The sequence below is a fragment of the Rhodopseudomonas palustris genome (assembly GCF_003226555.1).
Classification (GTDB): domain Bacteria; phylum Pseudomonadota; class Alphaproteobacteria; order Rhizobiales; family Xanthobacteraceae; genus Rhodopseudomonas; species Rhodopseudomonas palustris_I.
Genome location: NZ_QKQS01000038.1, coordinates 113183 through 129227, shown reverse-complemented (window position 1 = coordinate 129227; position 16045 = coordinate 113183). Strand labels below are relative to the sequence as shown.

18 protein-coding genes are annotated in these 16045 nt (G+C 66.8%); 10 read left to right on the top strand and 8 right to left on the bottom strand.

All coding sequences use genetic code 11. The annotated features are described in order from the left end of the window. Window positions 1-110: 110 nt before the first annotated feature. The 4 genes from flgH to flgF are packed head-to-tail and all read right to left on the bottom strand — an operon-like array spanning window position 111 to window position 3481. Window positions 111-869 carry a flagellar basal body L-ring protein FlgH gene (flgH, locus tag DNX69_RS24500; protein ID WP_110788613.1) on the bottom strand — a complete coding sequence of 253 codons (759 nt, stop codon included), beginning with the start codon at window positions 867-869 and terminating at the stop codon, window positions 111-113. Between the two features lie 5 nt (window positions 870-874). Then, window positions 875-1906, bottom strand: a complete 1032-nt coding sequence (gene flgA / locus DNX69_RS24495) for a flagellar basal body P-ring formation chaperone FlgA (protein ID WP_110788612.1) — start codon at window positions 1904-1906, stop codon at window positions 875-877. Window positions 1907-1918: 12 nt separating this feature from the next. After that, on the bottom strand, window positions 1919-2707 hold the full coding sequence (gene flgG, locus DNX69_RS24490; RefSeq protein WP_110788611.1) for a flagellar basal-body rod protein FlgG: 789 nt from the start codon (window positions 2705-2707) through the stop codon (window positions 1919-1921). Between the two features lie 12 nt (window positions 2708-2719). Beyond that, complete coding sequence (flgF, locus tag DNX69_RS24485) at window positions 2720-3481, bottom strand: flagellar basal-body rod protein FlgF (protein WP_110788610.1); 762 nt, start codon at window positions 3479-3481, stop codon at window positions 2720-2722. Between the two features lie 364 nt (window positions 3482-3845). On the opposite strand from flgF, the gene fliL reads away from it, so the two are divergent. The 4 genes from fliL to DNX69_RS24465 are packed head-to-tail and all read left to right on the top strand — an operon-like array spanning window position 3846 to window position 6736. Then, complete coding sequence (fliL, locus tag DNX69_RS24480) at window positions 3846-4346, top strand: flagellar basal body-associated protein FliL (protein WP_110788772.1); 501 nt, start codon at window positions 3846-3848, stop codon at window positions 4344-4346. 7 nt (window positions 4347-4353) lie between these two features. Next, complete coding sequence (gene fliM, locus DNX69_RS24475; protein ID WP_110788609.1) at window positions 4354-5556, top strand: flagellar motor switch protein FliM; 1203 nt, start codon at window positions 4354-4356, stop codon at window positions 5554-5556. Beyond that, on the top strand, window positions 5553-5978 hold the full coding sequence (locus DNX69_RS24470) for a DUF6468 domain-containing protein (protein WP_110788608.1): 426 nt from the start codon (window positions 5553-5555) through the stop codon (window positions 5976-5978). Before fliM ends, DNX69_RS24470 begins: the two co-directional genes overlap by 4 nt. Continuing rightward, complete coding sequence (locus DNX69_RS24465; protein ID WP_110788607.1) at window positions 5975-6736, top strand: MotE family protein; 762 nt, start codon at window positions 5975-5977, stop codon at window positions 6734-6736. The genes DNX69_RS24470 and DNX69_RS24465 overlap by 4 nt, the downstream gene beginning before the upstream one ends. A gap of 22 nt (window positions 6737-6758) precedes the next feature. On the opposite strand, the gene DNX69_RS24460 is transcribed toward DNX69_RS24465, so the two are convergent. Beyond that, the gene (locus DNX69_RS24460) at window positions 6759-7088 is read right to left on the bottom strand and encodes a hypothetical protein (protein ID WP_110788606.1); all 330 of its coding nucleotides are present in this window, start codon (window positions 7086-7088) and stop codon (window positions 6759-6761) included. Window positions 7089-7468: 380 nt separating this feature from the next. Here DNX69_RS24460 and DNX69_RS24455 point away from each other — a divergent pair, with 380 nt between their 5' ends. Further along, the gene (locus DNX69_RS24455) at window positions 7469-11173 is read left to right on the top strand and encodes a tetratricopeptide repeat protein (RefSeq protein ID WP_110788605.1); all 3705 of its coding nucleotides are present in this window, start codon (window positions 7469-7471) and stop codon (window positions 11171-11173) included. A gap of 188 nt (window positions 11174-11361) precedes the next feature. Here the strand turns inward: DNX69_RS24455 and fliP are convergent, their stop codons facing one another. Together fliP and DNX69_RS24445 are read right to left on the bottom strand one after the other, a co-directional pair. Next, window positions 11362-12126 carry a flagellar type III secretion system pore protein FliP gene (gene fliP, locus DNX69_RS24450; protein ID WP_110788604.1) on the bottom strand — a complete coding sequence of 255 codons (765 nt, stop codon included), beginning with the start codon at window positions 12124-12126 and terminating at the stop codon, window positions 11362-11364. After that, entirely contained in the window at window positions 12123-13244 is a 1122-nt protein-coding gene (locus tag DNX69_RS24445) for a flagellar biosynthetic protein FliO (RefSeq protein WP_110788603.1), read from the bottom strand. Before DNX69_RS24445 ends, fliP begins: the two co-directional genes overlap by 4 nt. Before the next feature lie 320 nt (window positions 13245-13564). Here DNX69_RS24445 and flgB point away from each other — a divergent pair, with 320 nt between their 5' ends. The 4 genes from flgB (at window position 13565) to fliQ (ending at window position 15170) form a co-directional block, all read left to right on the top strand. Beyond that, entirely contained in the window at window positions 13565-13972 is a 408-nt protein-coding gene (flgB, locus tag DNX69_RS24440; RefSeq protein WP_110788602.1) for a flagellar basal body rod protein FlgB, read from the top strand. A 23-nt stretch (window positions 13973-13995) separates the two neighbouring features. Continuing rightward, window positions 13996-14421 carry a flagellar basal body rod protein FlgC gene (gene flgC, locus DNX69_RS24435; protein ID WP_110788601.1) on the top strand — a complete coding sequence of 142 codons (426 nt, stop codon included), beginning with the start codon at window positions 13996-13998 and terminating at the stop codon, window positions 14419-14421. Between the two features lie 35 nt (window positions 14422-14456). Next, window positions 14457-14762, top strand: a complete 306-nt coding sequence (gene fliE, locus DNX69_RS24430) for a flagellar hook-basal body complex protein FliE (RefSeq protein ID WP_110788600.1) — start codon at window positions 14457-14459, stop codon at window positions 14760-14762. Between the two features lie 144 nt (window positions 14763-14906). Beyond that, on the top strand, window positions 14907-15170 hold the full coding sequence (fliQ, locus tag DNX69_RS24425) for a flagellar biosynthesis protein FliQ (protein WP_110788599.1): 264 nt from the start codon (window positions 14907-14909) through the stop codon (window positions 15168-15170). Here fliQ and DNX69_RS26800 read toward each other — a convergent pair. Further along, window positions 15147-15278 carry a hypothetical protein gene (locus DNX69_RS26800; protein WP_283809359.1) on the bottom strand — a complete coding sequence of 44 codons (132 nt, stop codon included), beginning with the start codon at window positions 15276-15278 and terminating at the stop codon, window positions 15147-15149. The genes fliQ and DNX69_RS26800 overlap by 24 nt on opposite strands. Here DNX69_RS26800 and fliR point away from each other — a divergent pair. Continuing rightward, window positions 15271-16038 (top strand): flagellar biosynthetic protein FliR, encoded by a 768-nt coding sequence (fliR, locus tag DNX69_RS24420; RefSeq protein ID WP_110788771.1) that lies wholly within the window; start codon window positions 15271-15273, stop codon window positions 16036-16038. The genes DNX69_RS26800 and fliR overlap by 8 nt on opposite strands. The last annotated feature ends 7 nt before the right edge of the window (window positions 16039-16045 follow it).

Sequence of the window (16045 nt, the reverse complement as noted above, 5' to 3'; positions counted from 1 at the left end):
ACGACCGCGGCCCCCGTCCGGAGGGAGAGCCGGACGGAGGCCGCGTTGGAACACCTGACCGCGCCTAGGTTCGCGGCCGGGTGTGGGAGCTCGTTGTCAGGTCATGACGGTCAGAACGGGAGCAGCACGTCCATCACCTGCTGGCCGTAGCGCTGCTGCTGGACGTCGGTGATCTGGCCGCGGCCGCCATAGGCGATGCGGGCCTGTGCGATCTTGCTCGAGTCGATGGTGTTGTCGCTCTGGATGTCTTCGGGACGGACGATGCCGGCGACGATCAGTTCGCGCACTTCGAAATTGACGCGGATCTCCTGCTTGCCTTCGACCACCAGGTTGCCGTTCGGCAGCACCTGCGTCACCACCGCGGCGACGCTGGTTTGCAACGCTTCCTGACGCTGCACCGAACCCTTGCCGTCGGACGACGAGGTGGAGTCGGTGGTCAGGATCCGGCCCGGCAGCACCGCGGTCGCGGGGGTCGTGATCGTCTTGCTGCCGATGAAATCGGTGATGCCGGAGTCTTCCTTGCTGGTGCGGCTGCGCTGAGTCTCGTTGGCGATATTGGCCTTGTCGGTGAAGTTCACCGTCACGGTGAGAATGTCGCCGATCTTGGCGGCGCGCTGATCCTTGAAGAAGGCGCGGCTGCCGTTCCGCCACAGCGAGTTGGCATTGTAGGACGCCACTTCCGGCTTCGGCATCGGCATCTGCACCGGCTTGTAGCCGGGCTGCGTGGTCGGATTTTCGATCGGGGTGAGCGCCGGCCGTTCGCCGATCGCGGCGAGACGATCGATCGAGGAGCAGCCCCCGGCGAGTCCGCCCGTGGCCACCAGAGCGGCGACCAGAACGATGCGTTGCAGCGGCACTGACTTCGACATGAACTTTACTCGGGTTTCGTGGCGCTGGCGACGACGCGCGGAGAGATGACGGTGATGGCGACCTGGCCGCGACCGACCACCGTGCCGGTGATGGTGCGCTTGGACTGAAGGTTGAGCACGCTGACGACGTCGCCCTCGGCCCCGGTGTCGAGCGCCTTGCCGCGCGCGGTGAGATACAGACCGGCGGCGCGGTAGATCAACGTGACGGCCTGATCGCGGAGTACCAGGTCGGGCTTGGAGAGGTCGGCGCTGCGCAGCACTTGGCCGCCGCGCAGAGTCTGCCGCACCTGCATGCCGATCGCCGCATCGCGCGCGACGGCGTCGGAGGCGACCTCGCTCTTCGGCCGGCGCTCGGTTGCGATGTCGGAGGCCTTGATCACGTCGTTGCGTTGCACCGGGCGCGTCAGCACCGTGGCCATCACGGTTTCGATCGCGGTGCCGGTGACCCGCAGCCGCGCCGGCGCGGTGCCTTGCCCGCCGGCGATCTCGTAGCTGATGTCGAACCGGCCGCTGCGCAGGTCGAACCGCTCGCTGACGAGTTGCAGCGCGCCCGCATAGGCGGCCGGCAGCGTCTTGGTTTCGACGTCGCGGTCGAAGTTCACGGTGATGTCCTCGGCCTCGCCGAGACTGTGGCGCTGCTGCAGGGTGCGGATCACCTGCTGCTCGATTTCCTTGGCCGACAGCGTGCGCGCCAGCCGGGTCACGGTGATCTCGGAAATGTCGCGGGTGTCGACGCCGATCACCTGATGGGCGCGCAGCGCGGCGAGCACGGTCGCGGTTGGCAGCGCGCCGGTGGTGCCGAGATCGGGCGAGCGATAGATCGCGATGTCTGCGGCGGCCCCGGCATTGTCGATTACGTCGCCGATCCGGACCAGCTCGCCGGTGACTTCGACGTGAGCCCGCAGTACCGGTGTCTTCAGCACCTCGCTGGGCCGCAGCTCGGCGGCCGGCTGCGGTTGCGGAGCGGCGGTCTGGCCGGAAGCGGTGGCGCCGGCGGCAGCGACGAAGCTGGCCGCGAGAAGGAGAGTCCGGATCATCTGACGCCTCCCTCAGCGGAACATGTTGGACGTGGACTGCAGCATCTGGTCGGCGGCGCTGACCACCTTGGCGTTCATCTCGTAGGCGCGCTGCGCCGAGATCAGGTCCGAGATTTCCGTCACCGCTTCGACGTTGGCCTGTTCCAGCGTCTTCTGCAGGATGTCGCCGAGGCCGTCGGCGGTGGCGATGCCGTCCTGCGGCGTGCCCGAGGCCGGGGTTTCGACGAACAGATTGTCGCCCTGCGGCTGCAGGCCGGCCTTGTTGATGAACCGCGTCAGGCCGATCTGGCCGAGCACGGTCGGCGTGGTCGAGCCGGACACCGTCACCGAGACCTGGCCGTTGGTGGCGACGGTGATGCTGGTGGCGCCGTTCGGAATCGTGATGGTCGGCTGCACCGGATTGCCGCCGGCGGTGACGATGCGGCCGGTGTTGTCGGTGGTGAACGAGCCGTCGCGCGTATAGGCGAAGGTGCCGTCCGGCATCTGGATCTTGAAGAACCCTTCGCCGCGCACCGCCATGTCGAGGTCGTTGCCGGTCGGCGACAGCGTGCCCTGGGTCATCAGCCGCGGCGTCCCGACGGTCTTGACGCCGCCGCCGATGTCGACACCGACCGGCAGGATCGTGCCCTGGTCGGACGCCTGCGCGCCGACGCGGCGGACGTGATCGTAGATCAGGTCCTGAAACTGCGCGGTCTGCTTCTTGAACCCGGTGGTCCGCATATTGGCGATGTTGTTGGAGATCACCTGGACGTTGAGTTCCTGGGCCGCCATTCCGGTCGCTGCGGTGTAGAGTGCGCGCATCGTCAGTCTCCGTTAGGCCGGCACTTCGGCGAGCCGCTCGATCGCAGTCTTCCGCAGCTCGCTCTCTTGCTGCAGCATCGCCGAGATCTGGGTGTAGGTGCGGGTGACGTCGATCATCCGCGTCATTTCCATCACCGAGTTGACGTTCGATTTCTCGACGTAACCCTGGCGCAGGACCGACTTGATATCCGGCGTGCCCTGATCGGAAGTCGCCGCGAACAGATTGCCGCCTTCCTTGATCAGGCTCTGCGGGCGGTCGAACGACACCACCCGCAGCTTGCCGCGCAGCGAGTCGATCATCGAGGTGCCTTCCAGCACGCTGACGCGGCCGTCCGGCGAGATCGACACTTCCTTGTCGGTCGGCTGGAGTACGATCGGGCCGCCGGTGCCGAGCACCGGAAAGCCCGAGCCGTTAACGAGTTGGCCCTGAGCGTTGACCTTCAGCGAGCCATCGCGGGTAAAGCGCTCGCCCTGGGGCGTCTGCACCACCAGGAAACCCTTGCCGTCGATCGCGAGGTCGAGCGGGTTCTTGGTCTGCTCCAGCGGGCCGGTCGACAGGTCGTGGTAGGTGGCGCGGTCCTGCACGAAGCTGACGCGCTGGTCCGGCCGCGCGAAATTGTCTTCGTGCGCGCGGGTGTTGAGAAATTCCTGAAACATCGACCGCTCGGCCTTGAAGCCGGTGGTGCTGACGTTGGCGAGGTTGTTCGCGACGACATCCATCTGTCGTTCGAGCACGACCTGTCGTGACAGTCCGACGAGAAGTGCATTCTCCATCGGTGGTTCTCCCTTCAATGATCCGCCGCCAAGCCCTCCCAGACCGGTGGCGGATCGTGCGAACCGCAGGTGCTCTCCCAAGCGTGCGGTTCACGGAAGCTCTTGCGAACCTCGTGCCAAATCTAAAAATCAATAAATTTCAGTGGCTTGATAATTTTAAGCGGGTCGCGCAGGCGGCAATAAAGGACTTGTTGACCATACCGGCCGGCAAATTCTTCCTAGCTGCGGCCGCTTGGAAAGGTTCCGTTAACCATTGCGCCATAGCGTCGTGTCATCAGAGCCTTGGGCGCTGGCGGCGTTAGTCTCGCGTTTACGGTTCGCCCCGGCTGCGGCTCGCTTTTTTTAGGACATGGCGATTCGGCCGATGGCGGACGCAGAGAAACCGGAAGAAGGCGCCGAAGCCGGTGAAGGCGGAGCGCCGAAGAGCAAGAAGAAGCTGATCATCATCATCGCCGCTGCGGCCGTGCTGCTGCTCGGCGGCGGCGGCGCATATTTCTTCCTGTTCGCGGGGCACGGCGAAGATGCCCACCAGGCCGAAGCCGCCAAGGAAGTGAAGCCGCCGAACTTCGTCGAAGTGCCGGAGATCATGGTCAACCTCGCCGGCCAGCCGGGCGAGCGGGTGCAATATCTCAAGGCCAAGGTCGTTCTCGAGGTGAAGGACGAGAAGGTGGCCGAACAGATCAAGCCGAACATGCCGCGGATCACCGACCTGTTTCAGACTTACTTGCGCGAGCTGCGTTCCGGCGATCTCAACGGTTCGGTCGGGATGTTTCGGATGAAGGAGGAACTGACCCGGCGCGTCAACCTGGCGGTTGCACCCGCGCAGGTGTCGGCGGTGTTGTTCAAGGAAGTACTGGTGCAGTGAGCTGAGCATGGCCGGCCAGGACCAACTCGACCAGGACGCAATTGCCGCCCAATGGGAAGCCTCCATGGCCTCGGAGGATCCCGAGGCCGCGGCGAAGGCGGCAGCGGAGAACGAACTCACCGGGACGATGGCGGAGCAATGGGCCGCCATGGTCGAGGATGGCGGCCGCGATCTCGGCGGCGGCAAGAACGGCGGCGAGCGGGTGCTGTCGCAGGAGGAGATCGACAATCTCCTCGGCTTCAGCGTCGGCGAGGTACACCTCGACGAGAACTCCGGCATTCGCGCGATCATCGACTCGGCGATGGTCTCCTACGAGCGTCTGCCGATGCTCGAAATCGTGTTCGACCGCCTGGTGCGGTTGATGACGACGAGCTTGCGCAATTTCACCTCCGACAACGTCGAAGTCTCGCTCGACCGCATCACCTCGGTCCGGTTCGGCGACTATATGAACTCGATCCCGCTGCCGGCGGTGCTGTGCGTGTTCAAGGCCGAGGAGTGGCAGAACTTCGGGCTCGCCACCGTCGACTCCAGCCTGATCTATTCGATGATCGACGTGTTGCTCGGTGGCCGCCGTGGCCAGGCGGCGCTGCGCATCGAGGGACGTCCCTACACCACGATCGAAACCAATCTGGTGAAGCGGCTGCTGGAAGTGGTGCTGGCCGACGCCGAGCAGGCGTTCCGGCCGCTGTCGCCAGTGTCGTTCTCGATCGACCGGCTCGAAACCAATCCGCGTTTCGCCGCGATCAGCCGGCCCGCCAACGCCGCGATCCTGGTCCGCTTGCACATCGACATGGAAGACCGCGGCGGCAACATCGAGCTGCTGCTGCCATACGCCACGATCGAACCGATCCGCGGCGTGTTGATGCAGATGTTCATGGGCGAAAAATTCGGCCGTGATCAGGTCTGGGAAGGTCACCTCGCCACCGAGATCGTGCAGGCCGATATTTCGGTCGATGCGGTGCTGTACGAAGCCGAGCTGCCGCTGCGCCAATTGATGGCGCTGCAGGTCGGCGACACCCTGCCACTCGAACTCAGCGCCGACGCCACCGTGGCGGTTCGCTGCGGCAACGTGACGTTGACCGAGGGCCGGATGGGCAGGGTCGGCGATCGCGTCGCGATCCGCGTCACCAAGCCGTTGCGTAGGCCGCTGACGACCTACGCGATGTTCGAGCGCACCGACGAGCAGAGCAAAATGATGGAGGCACAATGAGCCACACCTTCGCAATCGTGATCGAAAGCCTGGTCGCCGTGCTGCTGCTCATCACCGTCGCGTATTGTTGGCTGCTCAACAAGCGGCTGCTGCGGCTGAAGGCCGACGAAGCGTCGCTGAAGGCGACGATCGGCGAATTGATCACCGTCACCGAGATCGCCGAGCGCGCGATCGGCGGCCTCAAACTCACGGTGCGTGAGGTCAACGAGAACCTCGGCCGCGACATCGCCGCCGCCTCGGCGCTGTCCGATCAGCTCAAGAAGCAGCTCGGCGAGGGCGACAACGTGCTCCGGCGGTTGTCGAAGATCGTCGCGGCGGCGCGGCCGGCGGGCGAACAGCAGCCGGTATCGGCGGCGCAGGCCAATGCGGCGGCGGCGCAGGCTTTTGCGGAGCGTAGGCGACAAAACGGCTTGGCTGCATGAACGCATTCCGGGACATCCGCATCCTGCCGGTGGTGCTGGTCGCGGTCTTCGGCCTCGCGGTGCTGAAGATCGCCGGACTGGTGCTCGATGGCGGCTACGTGTTCGATTACGATCCGAACGCGACCAAGCCGTCATGGGCCCAGGAGAACCTGAACTTCCCCGGACGGAAGCCGATCGATCCCGACATCACCGGCTCGGTTCACGGCGAGCCGAAGAAGAAAGAAGAGCCCAAGCCTGTTGTCGCGCCGCCGGAAGAGACCAAGCCGGCCGAGGCCGAGCCGGAGACGCCGCCGATCTCAGCTTCCGAACGCGCCATCCTGGAGCGGCTGCAGGCGCGCCGTCAGGAACTCGACGCCCGCGCCCGCGAAGTCGAAATTCGCGAAAGCCTGCTCAAGGCGGCGGAGAAGCGGATCGAATCCAAGGTCCAGGAGATGAAGCAGACCGAGGGCCAGATCGGCAAGGCGACCGAGGAGAAGTCGGAAGCCGAGGCGGCGCGCTTCAAGGGCATCGTCACGATGTACGAGGCAATGAAGCCGAAGGACGCTGCCAAGATCTTCGATCGCCTTGAAATGCCGGTGCTGATCGAGATCGCCACACAGATCGCCCCGCGCAAGATGTCCGACATCCTCGGGCTGATGACGGCGGAAGCCGCCGAGAAGCTCACCGTGGAAATGGCCCGCCGCGCGACCGGCAAGGCTTCGGTGGCTTCGACCGCGGTGCTGCCGAAGATCGAAGGCCGGCCGGTGCCGCGTCCCTGACGGGCGCCGCCGGTATCGCGAGCTACCCGCTGATCCGCGTCAGTACTGCCTTGAAGCCCAGCGAAGGCGCTTGAGCGGCCACCCCCTCGACCTGCGCGTAGTCGCCGATCGTCGAGCCGTGGAAGTCGACGCGGACGTCGTCCACGCCGAACACCGATTGGATCGCCGGGTCGACGGTATGTCTGCGCGCCGTGATGGTGCCGTGGATCGTCTGGCCGCTCTGTTCGAACGCGCCGATATAGGCGAACGCCGAACTGCCGCCGTGAAGCCGGCCGTCGGACGCGAAGACCACGCCCACCGCCTTGCGGCGTGGCGTTTCGAATTCGACCTTGTAGAGACCCTTCAGCAGCATGGCGTGGTCGGACAGGTTGGAGATTGGGGGGCGCGTCTCTCGTTCGTGGGACGTCGGCGGATGGACGGCCTCAGGTGGTTGCGCTCCGCACTCGCTCACTACTATCAAAAACGTGTCTATGCCGACAATCTAAATCACTGATTGAAGAGGCGTTCGGTGCAGCAATCTGTGCGCGGCCGAGCATCGAGCGCAGCGGGCCGCCGCAACGTCGCACGAAGGTTAAACCACCGTTAACAGCTTCTATGCCCTAGTGGCGGCAGGCTGCGGTTCTGCGCGCTTCCGCCGCGCCCGATCGCATGCTCGAACTGTGTATTGATGGCGAGCGGCGAAGCCGCTCTGAATCGGTCGGCGACGGGGTCGTTGACCGAAAGATACGACGGATGGCGCGAATGGCTGCCGCTGGAGTTTGGTCACAGGCGCTGGTCGGGCGCGTCGCAAGGTTCTGCCTTGCGCTCGCGCTGCTGATCGCCGCCGCGCTGACCGCACAGCCGGCCACAGCGCAGGTCCGCGGCGAAGCCAGCTTCGAAGCAAAGGGCGGTTACGGCCGGCTGCTGCTCAAGCTCGCCGAAGACGTCGAGTCCGACGTTGCCACCGCCGGCTTGATCGTCGTGATCCGCTTCAAGCGCCCGGTCGACATTCCAGTCGACAAACTGGCCGATTCCGCACCCGGTTATATCGGCTCGGCGCGCATCGATCCGGACGGCTACGCGATCCGTCTGGCGCTGACGCGCAAACTCACCGTTAACGCGATGGCCGCCGGCGAGCGAATGTTCGTCGATCTGCTGCCGGAGACCTGGACTGGTGCGCCGCCGGGATTGCCGGCCGACGTGGTCAAGGAACTCGCCGAACGTGCCCGCGCCGCCGAGCGCGCGTTGCGAGCGCAGCGCGCCGCCGCCGAAGTCAAGAAGCGACCGCCGATCCGGGTCCGGACCTCGGTGCAGCCGACTTTCGTGCGTTACGTGTTCGAAGTCCCACCCGACGTGCGGGTGTCGTCGACCACGACCGACCGCAAGCTCAGCGTGCAGTTCAACACGCCGCTGACCTTCGACCTCGCCGATGCGCAGCTCGCATCGCCGCCGAGCGTCGCCTCGATCTCCCAGGCCATCAACGGCGGCAATTCCTCGGTCGACTTCACGCTGATCGGCGGCGCCGACGTGCATTCGTTCCGCGAGGAAAAGAACTTCATCATCGACGTCGGCTTCCAGCCCACCGGATCGGATGCGCCGCAGACCATGGGGCCGTCCGCGTTGAAGCTGCCCGAGGTCGGCAAGCTGGACCCGAAGGCGTTGCAGGCCGAGATCCTGAAGCAGGATGCCAAGAAGGAGGGCGGCCAAAAGGCGGAAGCCAAGGACGCCGGTCATCACGCGGATGCTCACGCGGCGCCGGCTTCCGCGGAAGCCAAAGCGATGAAGCCGGCCACGCCTGCCGGACCGCAGCCTGCGCCCGTTGTGTCCGTTCCCGCGCCGTCGCCGTCGGCGGCCGGTCCCGCGGTGACGCCGTCGCTCGCCGGCCCGCCCGCCAAGGACAGCCGGAGCGCCGTCGCTGCCGCGGCGCCTCGCCCTGCTGCACCGAGCATCGCTCCGCCGAGCACCGCGCCTGCAGAGACGCAGCCCGCGGCGGCCGAACCGGCCAAGCCGGCTGTCTCGAACTCGGCACGCCCGGTCGAAGCCCAAATGCAAAACGACGGCCTGCATCTGAGCTTCGCGTTTGCCGTGCCGACGCCGGCGGCGCTGTTCCGTCGCGGCGACGCGCTGTGGCTGGTGCTCGACAACACCGCGCCATTCGATCTGTCGGCGATCCGCCGTGAAGGCAGCGCCGTGGTCGCCGATGCCAGCAGAGTGCCGCTGGCCAACGGCCAGGCGATCCGCATTCGGCTCAACCGGCCGCAGATCGCGACGCTCGGCGAAGAAGATGGCTCCGGCCGGAGCTGGTCGGTGATCCTCGCCGATGCGGGGCGCTCGGCATCGCGGCCGCTGGTCGCGGTGCGTAATATTGCCGATCCGGGCCGCGCCAGCGTGTCGGTGGCGTTGCCGGCGCGCGGTCAGGTGCAGAATCTCGTCGATCCCGACGCCGGCGACACGCTGACGGTGGTGACGGCGCTGCCGCCGCCGCGCGGTTTCATCAAGCGCCAGAACTTCGTCGAGTTCAGCCTGCTGGAATCGATCCACGGCGTGGTGATTGATCTGAAATCCGACGACGTCCGCGTCGAGACCACCGCAGATGCGGTGGTGCTGACGCGGCCCGGTGGATTGACGCTGTCGTCGGCGCCCGAGACCAATGGGGATGCGGTCGCCCAGCGTCCGTTCTTCGACGTCAGGCAGTGGGAGAAGGATCAGACCGGCAGCTTCAACGAAGCACTCGACGCCCGGCTTGCCGCGGCCTCGGTCGCGGGCGGTGACGACAAGCTGCCGGCGCGGCTCGATCTGGCGCGGTTCTACATGGCGCGCGGGCTGTATCAGGAGGCCAAAGGCGTCCTCGATCTGGCGCTGTCGACCAGCAAGCCGGGGCAGGAGGATGCCACCGCGATGATGGGGCATGCCGCCGCCAGCGCGCTGATGTGGCGGCCGGACCAGACGCTGAAGGACGTCGCCAATCCCGCGATTGCGTCGACCTACGACGCGCAGATGTGGAAAGGCGTGGCACTGGCGCGGCAGGGCAAGTGGCCGGAAGCGCGCGAGAAGCTGAAGAGCGTGCAATTCGCCGTCACCGCGCTGCCGCTCGACATCCAGCGCGCGGTGCTCGCCGCCGCGATGCGCGCCTCGCTCGAGGTGCGGGATTATGCCGGCGCCGCCAAGCTCAGTTCCGATTTCGATCTGGCCGGCATCTCGCCGGAGATCAAGCCGCAGGTCGCGTTGATGCGCGGCTGGCTCGACGAGGCGCTCGGCCGCGATCCGGAGGCGCTGAAGAAGTACAAGGAGGCGATGGCCTCGACCGACCGGCAGGTCGCCGCCGAAGCCCGGTTCCGCGATATCTTGCTGCGGATGAAGCGCGACGAGCTGACCGCGGCCGAGGCGCTGCCCGAGCTGGAGCGGCTGTCGGTCAATTGGCGCGGCGATATGCTCGAAGTGAAGACCCAGCAATTGCTGTCGAAGATGTACGCCGACGTCGGGCGCTATCAGGATTCGCTGCAGGCGGCGCGTGTCGCGACCCAGCTCGCGCCGAACTCGGAGCCCGCCCGCAAGGCGCAGGACGATTCCCGCGCGCTGTTCTCGGAGATCTTCCTCGGCACCAAGGGCGACGGCCTGCCGCCGATCGAGGCGCTGGCGATGTTCTACGAGTATCGCGAACTAACTCCGATCGGCCGCCGCGGCGACGAGATGATCCGAAGGCTCGCCGACCGGCTGGTCGCGGTCGATCTGCTCGATCAGGCCAGCGAGCTGTTACAATATCAGGTCGACAAGCGGCTCGAAGGCGCGGCCCGCGCGCAGGTCGCCTCCAAGCTGGCGATGATCTATCTGATGAACCGCAAGCCGGACCGCGCGATCGCGGCGCTGCATTCGTCGCGGATCGCCGATCTCGCCGGTGAATTGCGTCAGCAGCGACTGCTGCTCGAGGCGCGGGCGCAGAGCGACATCGGCCGCCACGACCTAGCGCTCGACATCATCAGCAATATCGCCGGGCGCGAGGCGATCCGGCTGCGCTCCGACATCTATTGGGCGGCGCGGCGCTGGCGCGAATCCTCCGAGCAGATCGAATTGTATCTCGGCGACCGCTGGAAGGATTTCACCCCGCTGTCGCCGGCGGAGAAGAGCGACGTGATCCGCGCCGTGGTCGGCTACGCGCTGGCCGAGGATTCGCTCGGGCTCGATCGCTTCCGCGAGAAGTTCGCACCGCTGATGACGGATCCGGCCGACCGCGCCGCGTTCGACATCGCCAGCAAGCCGACCGCCGGCAATAGCGCTGCGTTCGCCGCGATCGCCAAGATGGCCGCCAGCGTCGATACGCTGGAAGGTTTCCTGCGCGAGATGAAGCAGCGCTTCCCCGACGCATCCGCCCGCGCCACCCCGCCCGGCGCCGACATGACCTCGACCGGCTCGCTCCCCCAGATCCCGCCGAAAGTCCGCGTCATCCAGACGACGCGGTAGCGGCAACGCGCCGGACGCGAACGATCCGCGCCTCGCACGGCCTCGCGTTCGTCATTCCGGGGCGCGCGTCGCGCGAACCCGGAATCTCGCTGCGCCCGTGGATCCAGATTCCGGGTTCGCCCGCCTGCGGCGCGCGCCCCGGAATGACCCGTGGAGAGGGAGACATCCGCAGCTTCGATGTCGGCGAACTACCCGCCGCCGGTGTAGCTCTGCACCAGACTGCCCGCGACCAGCGACCAGCCGTCGACCAGCACGAAGAAGATCAGCTTGAACGGCAGTGACACCACCACCGGCGGCAGCATCATCATGCCCATCGACATCAGGATCGAGGCGACCACGAGGTCGATGATCAGGAACGGCAGGAACAGCAGAAAGCCGATCTCGAAGGCGCGCTTCAGCTCCGAGATCAGGAACGCCGGCATCAGGATGCGCAGCGACAGGTCTTCCGGCGTCGCCGGCGGCGGTTCGCCCGACAGGTCGAGGAACAGCTTCAGGTCCTTCTCGCGGACGTTCTTCTGCATGAAGATCCGCAGCGGTCCGGACGCCCGCACCAGCGCGTCGTCGACGCCGATCTCGTTGGCGATCAGCGGCTTGATGCCGTCGTCATAGGATTTCTGCAGCGTCGGTCCCATCACGAAAGCGGTGAGGAACAGCGCCAGCGCGATGATCACCGAGTTCGGCGGCGCGGTGGCGGTGCCGAGCGCGGTGCGCAGCAGCGACAGCACCACCACGATCCGGGTGAACGACGTCATCATGATCAGGATCGACGGCGCGATCGACAGCACCGTGAGCAATGCGATCAGCTGGATCGCGCGCTCGGTGACGCCGGGGCTGTTGCCGCCGAGATTGATGCTGATGTCTTGCGCCTGCGCAGGCGCGATCATCGCGAGCACCGCGACGATCAGGACCGAGAAACTGATGAGAACTCTACGCGGGCCGGCCGAGGCGCTCACGTAGGCGACTTCGGGCGGCCGAGCAGGGCGGCCATCTCGTCTTCGAGGCTCTCGAAGCCGGTCTTGCCGGCAGCCGGAGCACTGGTCGCAGCGGCCGGTTCGGCCTCGGTCGGTTGGGCACCGCGCGAGGGCGGCGGTGTCGGCCGGGCCGGCGGCTCCGGCGCGACCGGCGGAGCCGGTTCGGTCGGAGCGTTCGGTGGACGGCGCAGTGCGGCTTCGAGCCGGGTCGCCATCTCGGCGAGATTCTGGTCTGCGGAGGACGCCGGAGCGGGCGGCGGAGCCGGTGGCATCGGCGGCGCGGGTGGCGCAGGGCGTTCGGCGCGCGGCGCCGGCGCAGCGGGCTTCGGCTCGGGGCGCGGCGGTCGCGGCATCGCCGGCTCGGCGCGCGGGCGCGGCGCCGGGTCCATCCGCGGCTCGGGGCGCGGCTCCGGCCGGGGCGGCTCGGGCCGCATGATCGGCGGGTCGGCGCGCATGATCGGCGGCTCGGCTCGCTGCATTGGTGGCATTGGCGGCTCCGCCCGTTGCATCGGCGGCATCGGGGGCTCGGCCCGCGGCATCGGCGGCAGCGGCGGTTCCGCGCGCGGCATTGGTGGCATCGGCGGTTCGGGCCGGGCAATCGGTTCCGGCACCAAGCCGGCGAACGGATCGGCCGGTCGGCGTTCGGGCATCCGCTCCGGCATCGGCGCGCGGCGCGGCTCCTCGGCAAAAGCCGGACGCGACGGACGCGTCGGGATCGGGGGCAGCTCCGGCTCCTGCGGCTCGGCGGCGGGCTCGTCCCACGGTGCCGGCTCCGGCGCCGTCAGGCGGGGCTCCAGGCTGCCGCGGGTCGGCAGTTGATCGCGGGAGGCACTGGCGCGGACGATATTGGGCTCGATCACGATGTCGCTCGGCCCGCCGATCATCAAAAGATGTTCAACATTGTCGCGGCGGACCAGAACCAAACGGCGACGGCCATCGACCGCGGCGGCATCGATCACCGCGAGCCGCGGCATTCGTCCGCGATTGGCGTTGGAGCCGAGCCGGTTGCCGGCGAAGTGACGGACCAGCCAGGCGGCGACGCCGATCAGCGCCAGAACGGCCAGAAATGCGACAAAAAACATCAATGGCTGCGACGACATGCTGTATCCCCGGCAAAAACGCTGACGTCCCGGCGCTTCCTGAAAGTGCCGACCCCGGACGGCGAACGCGACCGGTCCCAGTGATGCGCGGCGGCCCCGCCTCGTCCCTTCTTAATAATCCACGGCAAGAACTGCCATCCGTTTCTTCTCATAATCCACCAATGATGCCGGCCCAACCGAGTTTTGTGCGGTTTTGGTGGCACTTGCGTCGCCGCTGCGGTGTCGGTGCGAGGCTCTTAACCAGTCGTTAACCATAGGGGCGGCAAATTCTGCCTACCCGGCGGAATCGCGTGGCGGCAAGACCGGGGCGGAGGCGGCTAATGTCGATCAACGATCTGCCGGAACTGACCGCGTTGCGCACCAAGATGCAGTGGCATCAGGAGCGCCAGAAAGTCCTGGCCGAAAACATCTCGAATTCCGACACGCCGAATTATCGGCCACGGGATCTGGTGGCGCCGCAATTCACCCCCGAGGGCTATCCCGCCGGTGGTCCGGGCGGCTCGTTGCCGCTGCTGCGCACCAGCGCGGCGCATCTGAAGCCGCCGGGCGGCTCGCCCAGCTTCTCGACCGACAACAAGGGCGGTTTCCAGACCCGGCCGGCCGGCAACGCCGTCAACCTCGAGGACGAGATGCTCAAGGTCTCGGCCAACCAGATGGACTACGCCGCCGTGACCTCGCTCTACAGCCGCAGTCTCGGCCTGCTCAAAACCGCGATCGGCAAGCGCTGACGCCAGCGCCGGGAGGCTGAACCATGGCAGACGACGGCAACGACTTCGCCCGCTCGATGGGCATCGCCACCTCGGGCCTGCGCGCCCAGGCCGGCCGGATGCGGGTGATTTCCGAAAACATCGCCAATGCCGATTCCACCGCGCAGACCGCCGGCGGCGATCCGTACCGCCGCAAGGTGCCGACCTTCACGTCGGCGCTGGATCGCTCGCTCGATGCCCGGGTGGTGGCGCTCGGCCGGGTCAAGCCCGACACCTCGGCGTTCCGCGTCAAATACGAGCCGACCAATCCGGCGGCCGACGCCGCCGGCAACGTCAAATATCCCAACGTCAATCCGGTGATCGAAATGACCGACATGCGCGACGCGCAGCGGTCTTACGAGGCCAACCTCAACATCATCAGCGCCACCCGCCGGATGATCCAGCGCACGCTCGATATCCTCAAAGCCTGATCCGCCCTCAACGCATCGCAGCAGGACACTGACCCATGGCCACCCCGATTTCCGCAGCGAACGCCTATGCGAGCCTCGCCCGTCTGGCCAAGCCGGCCGGCGCCGACAAAGGGAGCGAGGACGCCCCGTCGTTCGGCAATCTGGTCAAACAGGCGATGGGCAGCGTGCTCGACGCCGGCCGCAAATCCGACGCCCAGTCGATCGCGATGGCGTCCGGCAAATCCAACGTCATGGACGTGGTGACCGCAGTCGCGGAGACCGACGTCGCAGTGTCGACGCTGGTGTCGGTCCGCGACCGGGTGATCCAGTCCTACGAAGAAATCATGCGGATGCCGATCTGATCCGCACAGCGGCGCGATGGTCGTCCGTCGTCGTCATGCCCGGCCGTGTGCCGGGCATCCGCGCCGCACCGACGGCGCCGTGAACAAGACGTGGATGGTCGGGACGAGCCCGGCCATGACGGGCAAATCCAAAGGAATAGCGAAATGACCGGCCCCGAAACCCTCGACGTCGCCCGTGACGCGATCTGGACCATCGTGGTGGTGTCGGCGCCGCTGATGGTGGTCGGCCTCGTGGTCGGCGTCGCGGTGTCGCTGGTCCAGGCGCTGACCCAGATCCAGGAACAGACCCTGGTGTTCGTGCCGAAGATCCTGGCGATGTTCGTCACCCTGGTGCTGGCGCTGCCTTTCATGGCGGACGCCCTGCACGCGCAGATGATCCGGATCTCATCGCGAATCATCGGCGGTTGACGCATGATCGAAGCCCGCGCCGCCTTGCTGGTTGCGTCCGCCGCTGTGCGCGGCCGGATCGTGCCGCCGGCTCGCGCGCGCTTCGAGCCAGATCGCCGCGATGAACATCGACCTGACCTTTCTGCCGGCGCTCGCCGCCGCCTTCATTCTGGTGTTCGCCCGCGTCGGCTCGATGGTGATGCTGATGCCGGCGCTCGGCGAGAGCAATATCCCGACCCGGGTGAAGCTGTCGGTCGCGCTGCTGCTGACGCTTATCATGCTGCCTCTGCACCGCTCGGCCTATCAGGTCGACATGTCGTCGCTGACCCCGCTGATGGTGCTGATGCTGCAGGAGATCGCGGTCGGCATCGTGCTCGGCGCCACCGCGCGGGTGACGCTGTCGGCGCTCCAGGTCGCCGGTGCGGTGATCGCGCAGCAGCTCGGGTTGGGGTTCGTCTCGGCGGTCGATCCGACCCAGGGCCAGCAGGGCGTGCTGATCGGCAACTTTCTGACGCTGCTCGGCGTGACGATGCTGTTCGCCACGGATATGCACTATCTGGTGATCCAGGCGCTGAGCGACAGCTACAAGGTGTTCGCGCCGGGCGAATTGCTGAGCACCGGGGACGTCGCGGCGCTGGCGACCAGAGCGTTCGCCGCCGCCTTCAAGCTCGGCCTGCAATTGGCGGCGCCGTTTCTGGTGTTCGGCCTGGTGTTCAACATCGGGCTCGGCGTGCTGGCGCGGCTGATGCCGCAAATGCAGGTGTATTTCGTCGGCGTGCCGCTTTCGATCGTGATCGGCTTCATCGTGCTCGCGGTGGTGCTGACCACGATGATGGGAGCGTTTCTCGGCTATTTCGGCGGCGTGATGCACGACCTGACGCCGAGCTGATGTTCGG

Bases quoted from the DNA above. Each gene is read 5' to 3' on its own strand.
- DNX69_RS24460 (WP_110788606.1), bottom strand. From the start codon at position 7,088: ATGCTGCTGAAGGGTCTCTACAAGGTCGAATTCGAAACGCCACGCCGC.
- fliQ (WP_110788599.1), top strand. From the start codon at position 14,907: ATGACCGGCCCCGAAACCCTCGACGTCGCCCGTGACGCGATCTGGACC.
- flgG (WP_110788611.1), bottom strand. From the start codon at position 2,707: ATGCGCGCACTCTACACCGCAGCGACCGGAATGGCGGCCCAGGAACTC.
- fliM (WP_110788609.1), top strand. From the start codon at position 4,354: ATGGCCGGCCAGGACCAACTCGACCAGGACGCAATTGCCGCCCAATGG.
- flgH (WP_110788613.1), bottom strand. From the start codon at position 869: ATGTCGAAGTCAGTGCCGCTGCAACGCATCGTTCTGGTCGCCGCTCTG.
- flgB (WP_110788602.1), top strand. From the start codon at position 13,565: ATGTCGATCAACGATCTGCCGGAACTGACCGCGTTGCGCACCAAGATG.
- DNX69_RS26800 (WP_283809359.1), bottom strand. From the start codon at position 15,278: ATGTTCATCGCGGCGATCTGGCTCGAAGCGCGCGCGAGCCGGCGGCAC.
- DNX69_RS24465 (WP_110788607.1), top strand. From the start codon at position 5,975: ATGAACGCATTCCGGGACATCCGCATCCTGCCGGTGGTGCTGGTCGCG.
- flgA (WP_110788612.1), bottom strand. From the start codon at position 1,906: ATGATCCGGACTCTCCTTCTCGCGGCCAGCTTCGTCGCTGCCGCCGGC.
- fliL (WP_110788772.1), top strand. From the start codon at position 3,846: ATGGCGGACGCAGAGAAACCGGAAGAAGGCGCCGAAGCCGGTGAAGGC.
- fliR (WP_110788771.1), top strand. From the start codon at position 15,271: ATGAACATCGACCTGACCTTTCTGCCGGCGCTCGCCGCCGCCTTCATT.
- fliE (WP_110788600.1), top strand. From the start codon at position 14,457: ATGGCCACCCCGATTTCCGCAGCGAACGCCTATGCGAGCCTCGCCCGT.
- flgC (WP_110788601.1), top strand. From the start codon at position 13,996: ATGGCAGACGACGGCAACGACTTCGCCCGCTCGATGGGCATCGCCACC.
- flgF (WP_110788610.1), bottom strand. From the start codon at position 3,481: ATGGAGAATGCACTTCTCGTCGGACTGTCACGACAGGTCGTGCTCGAA.
- DNX69_RS24455 (WP_110788605.1), top strand. From the start codon at position 7,469: ATGGCGCGAATGGCTGCCGCTGGAGTTTGGTCACAGGCGCTGGTCGGG.
- DNX69_RS24445 (WP_110788603.1), bottom strand. From the start codon at position 13,244: ATGTCGTCGCAGCCATTGATGTTTTTTGTCGCATTTCTGGCCGTTCTG.
- DNX69_RS24470 (WP_110788608.1), top strand. From the start codon at position 5,553: ATGAGCCACACCTTCGCAATCGTGATCGAAAGCCTGGTCGCCGTGCTG.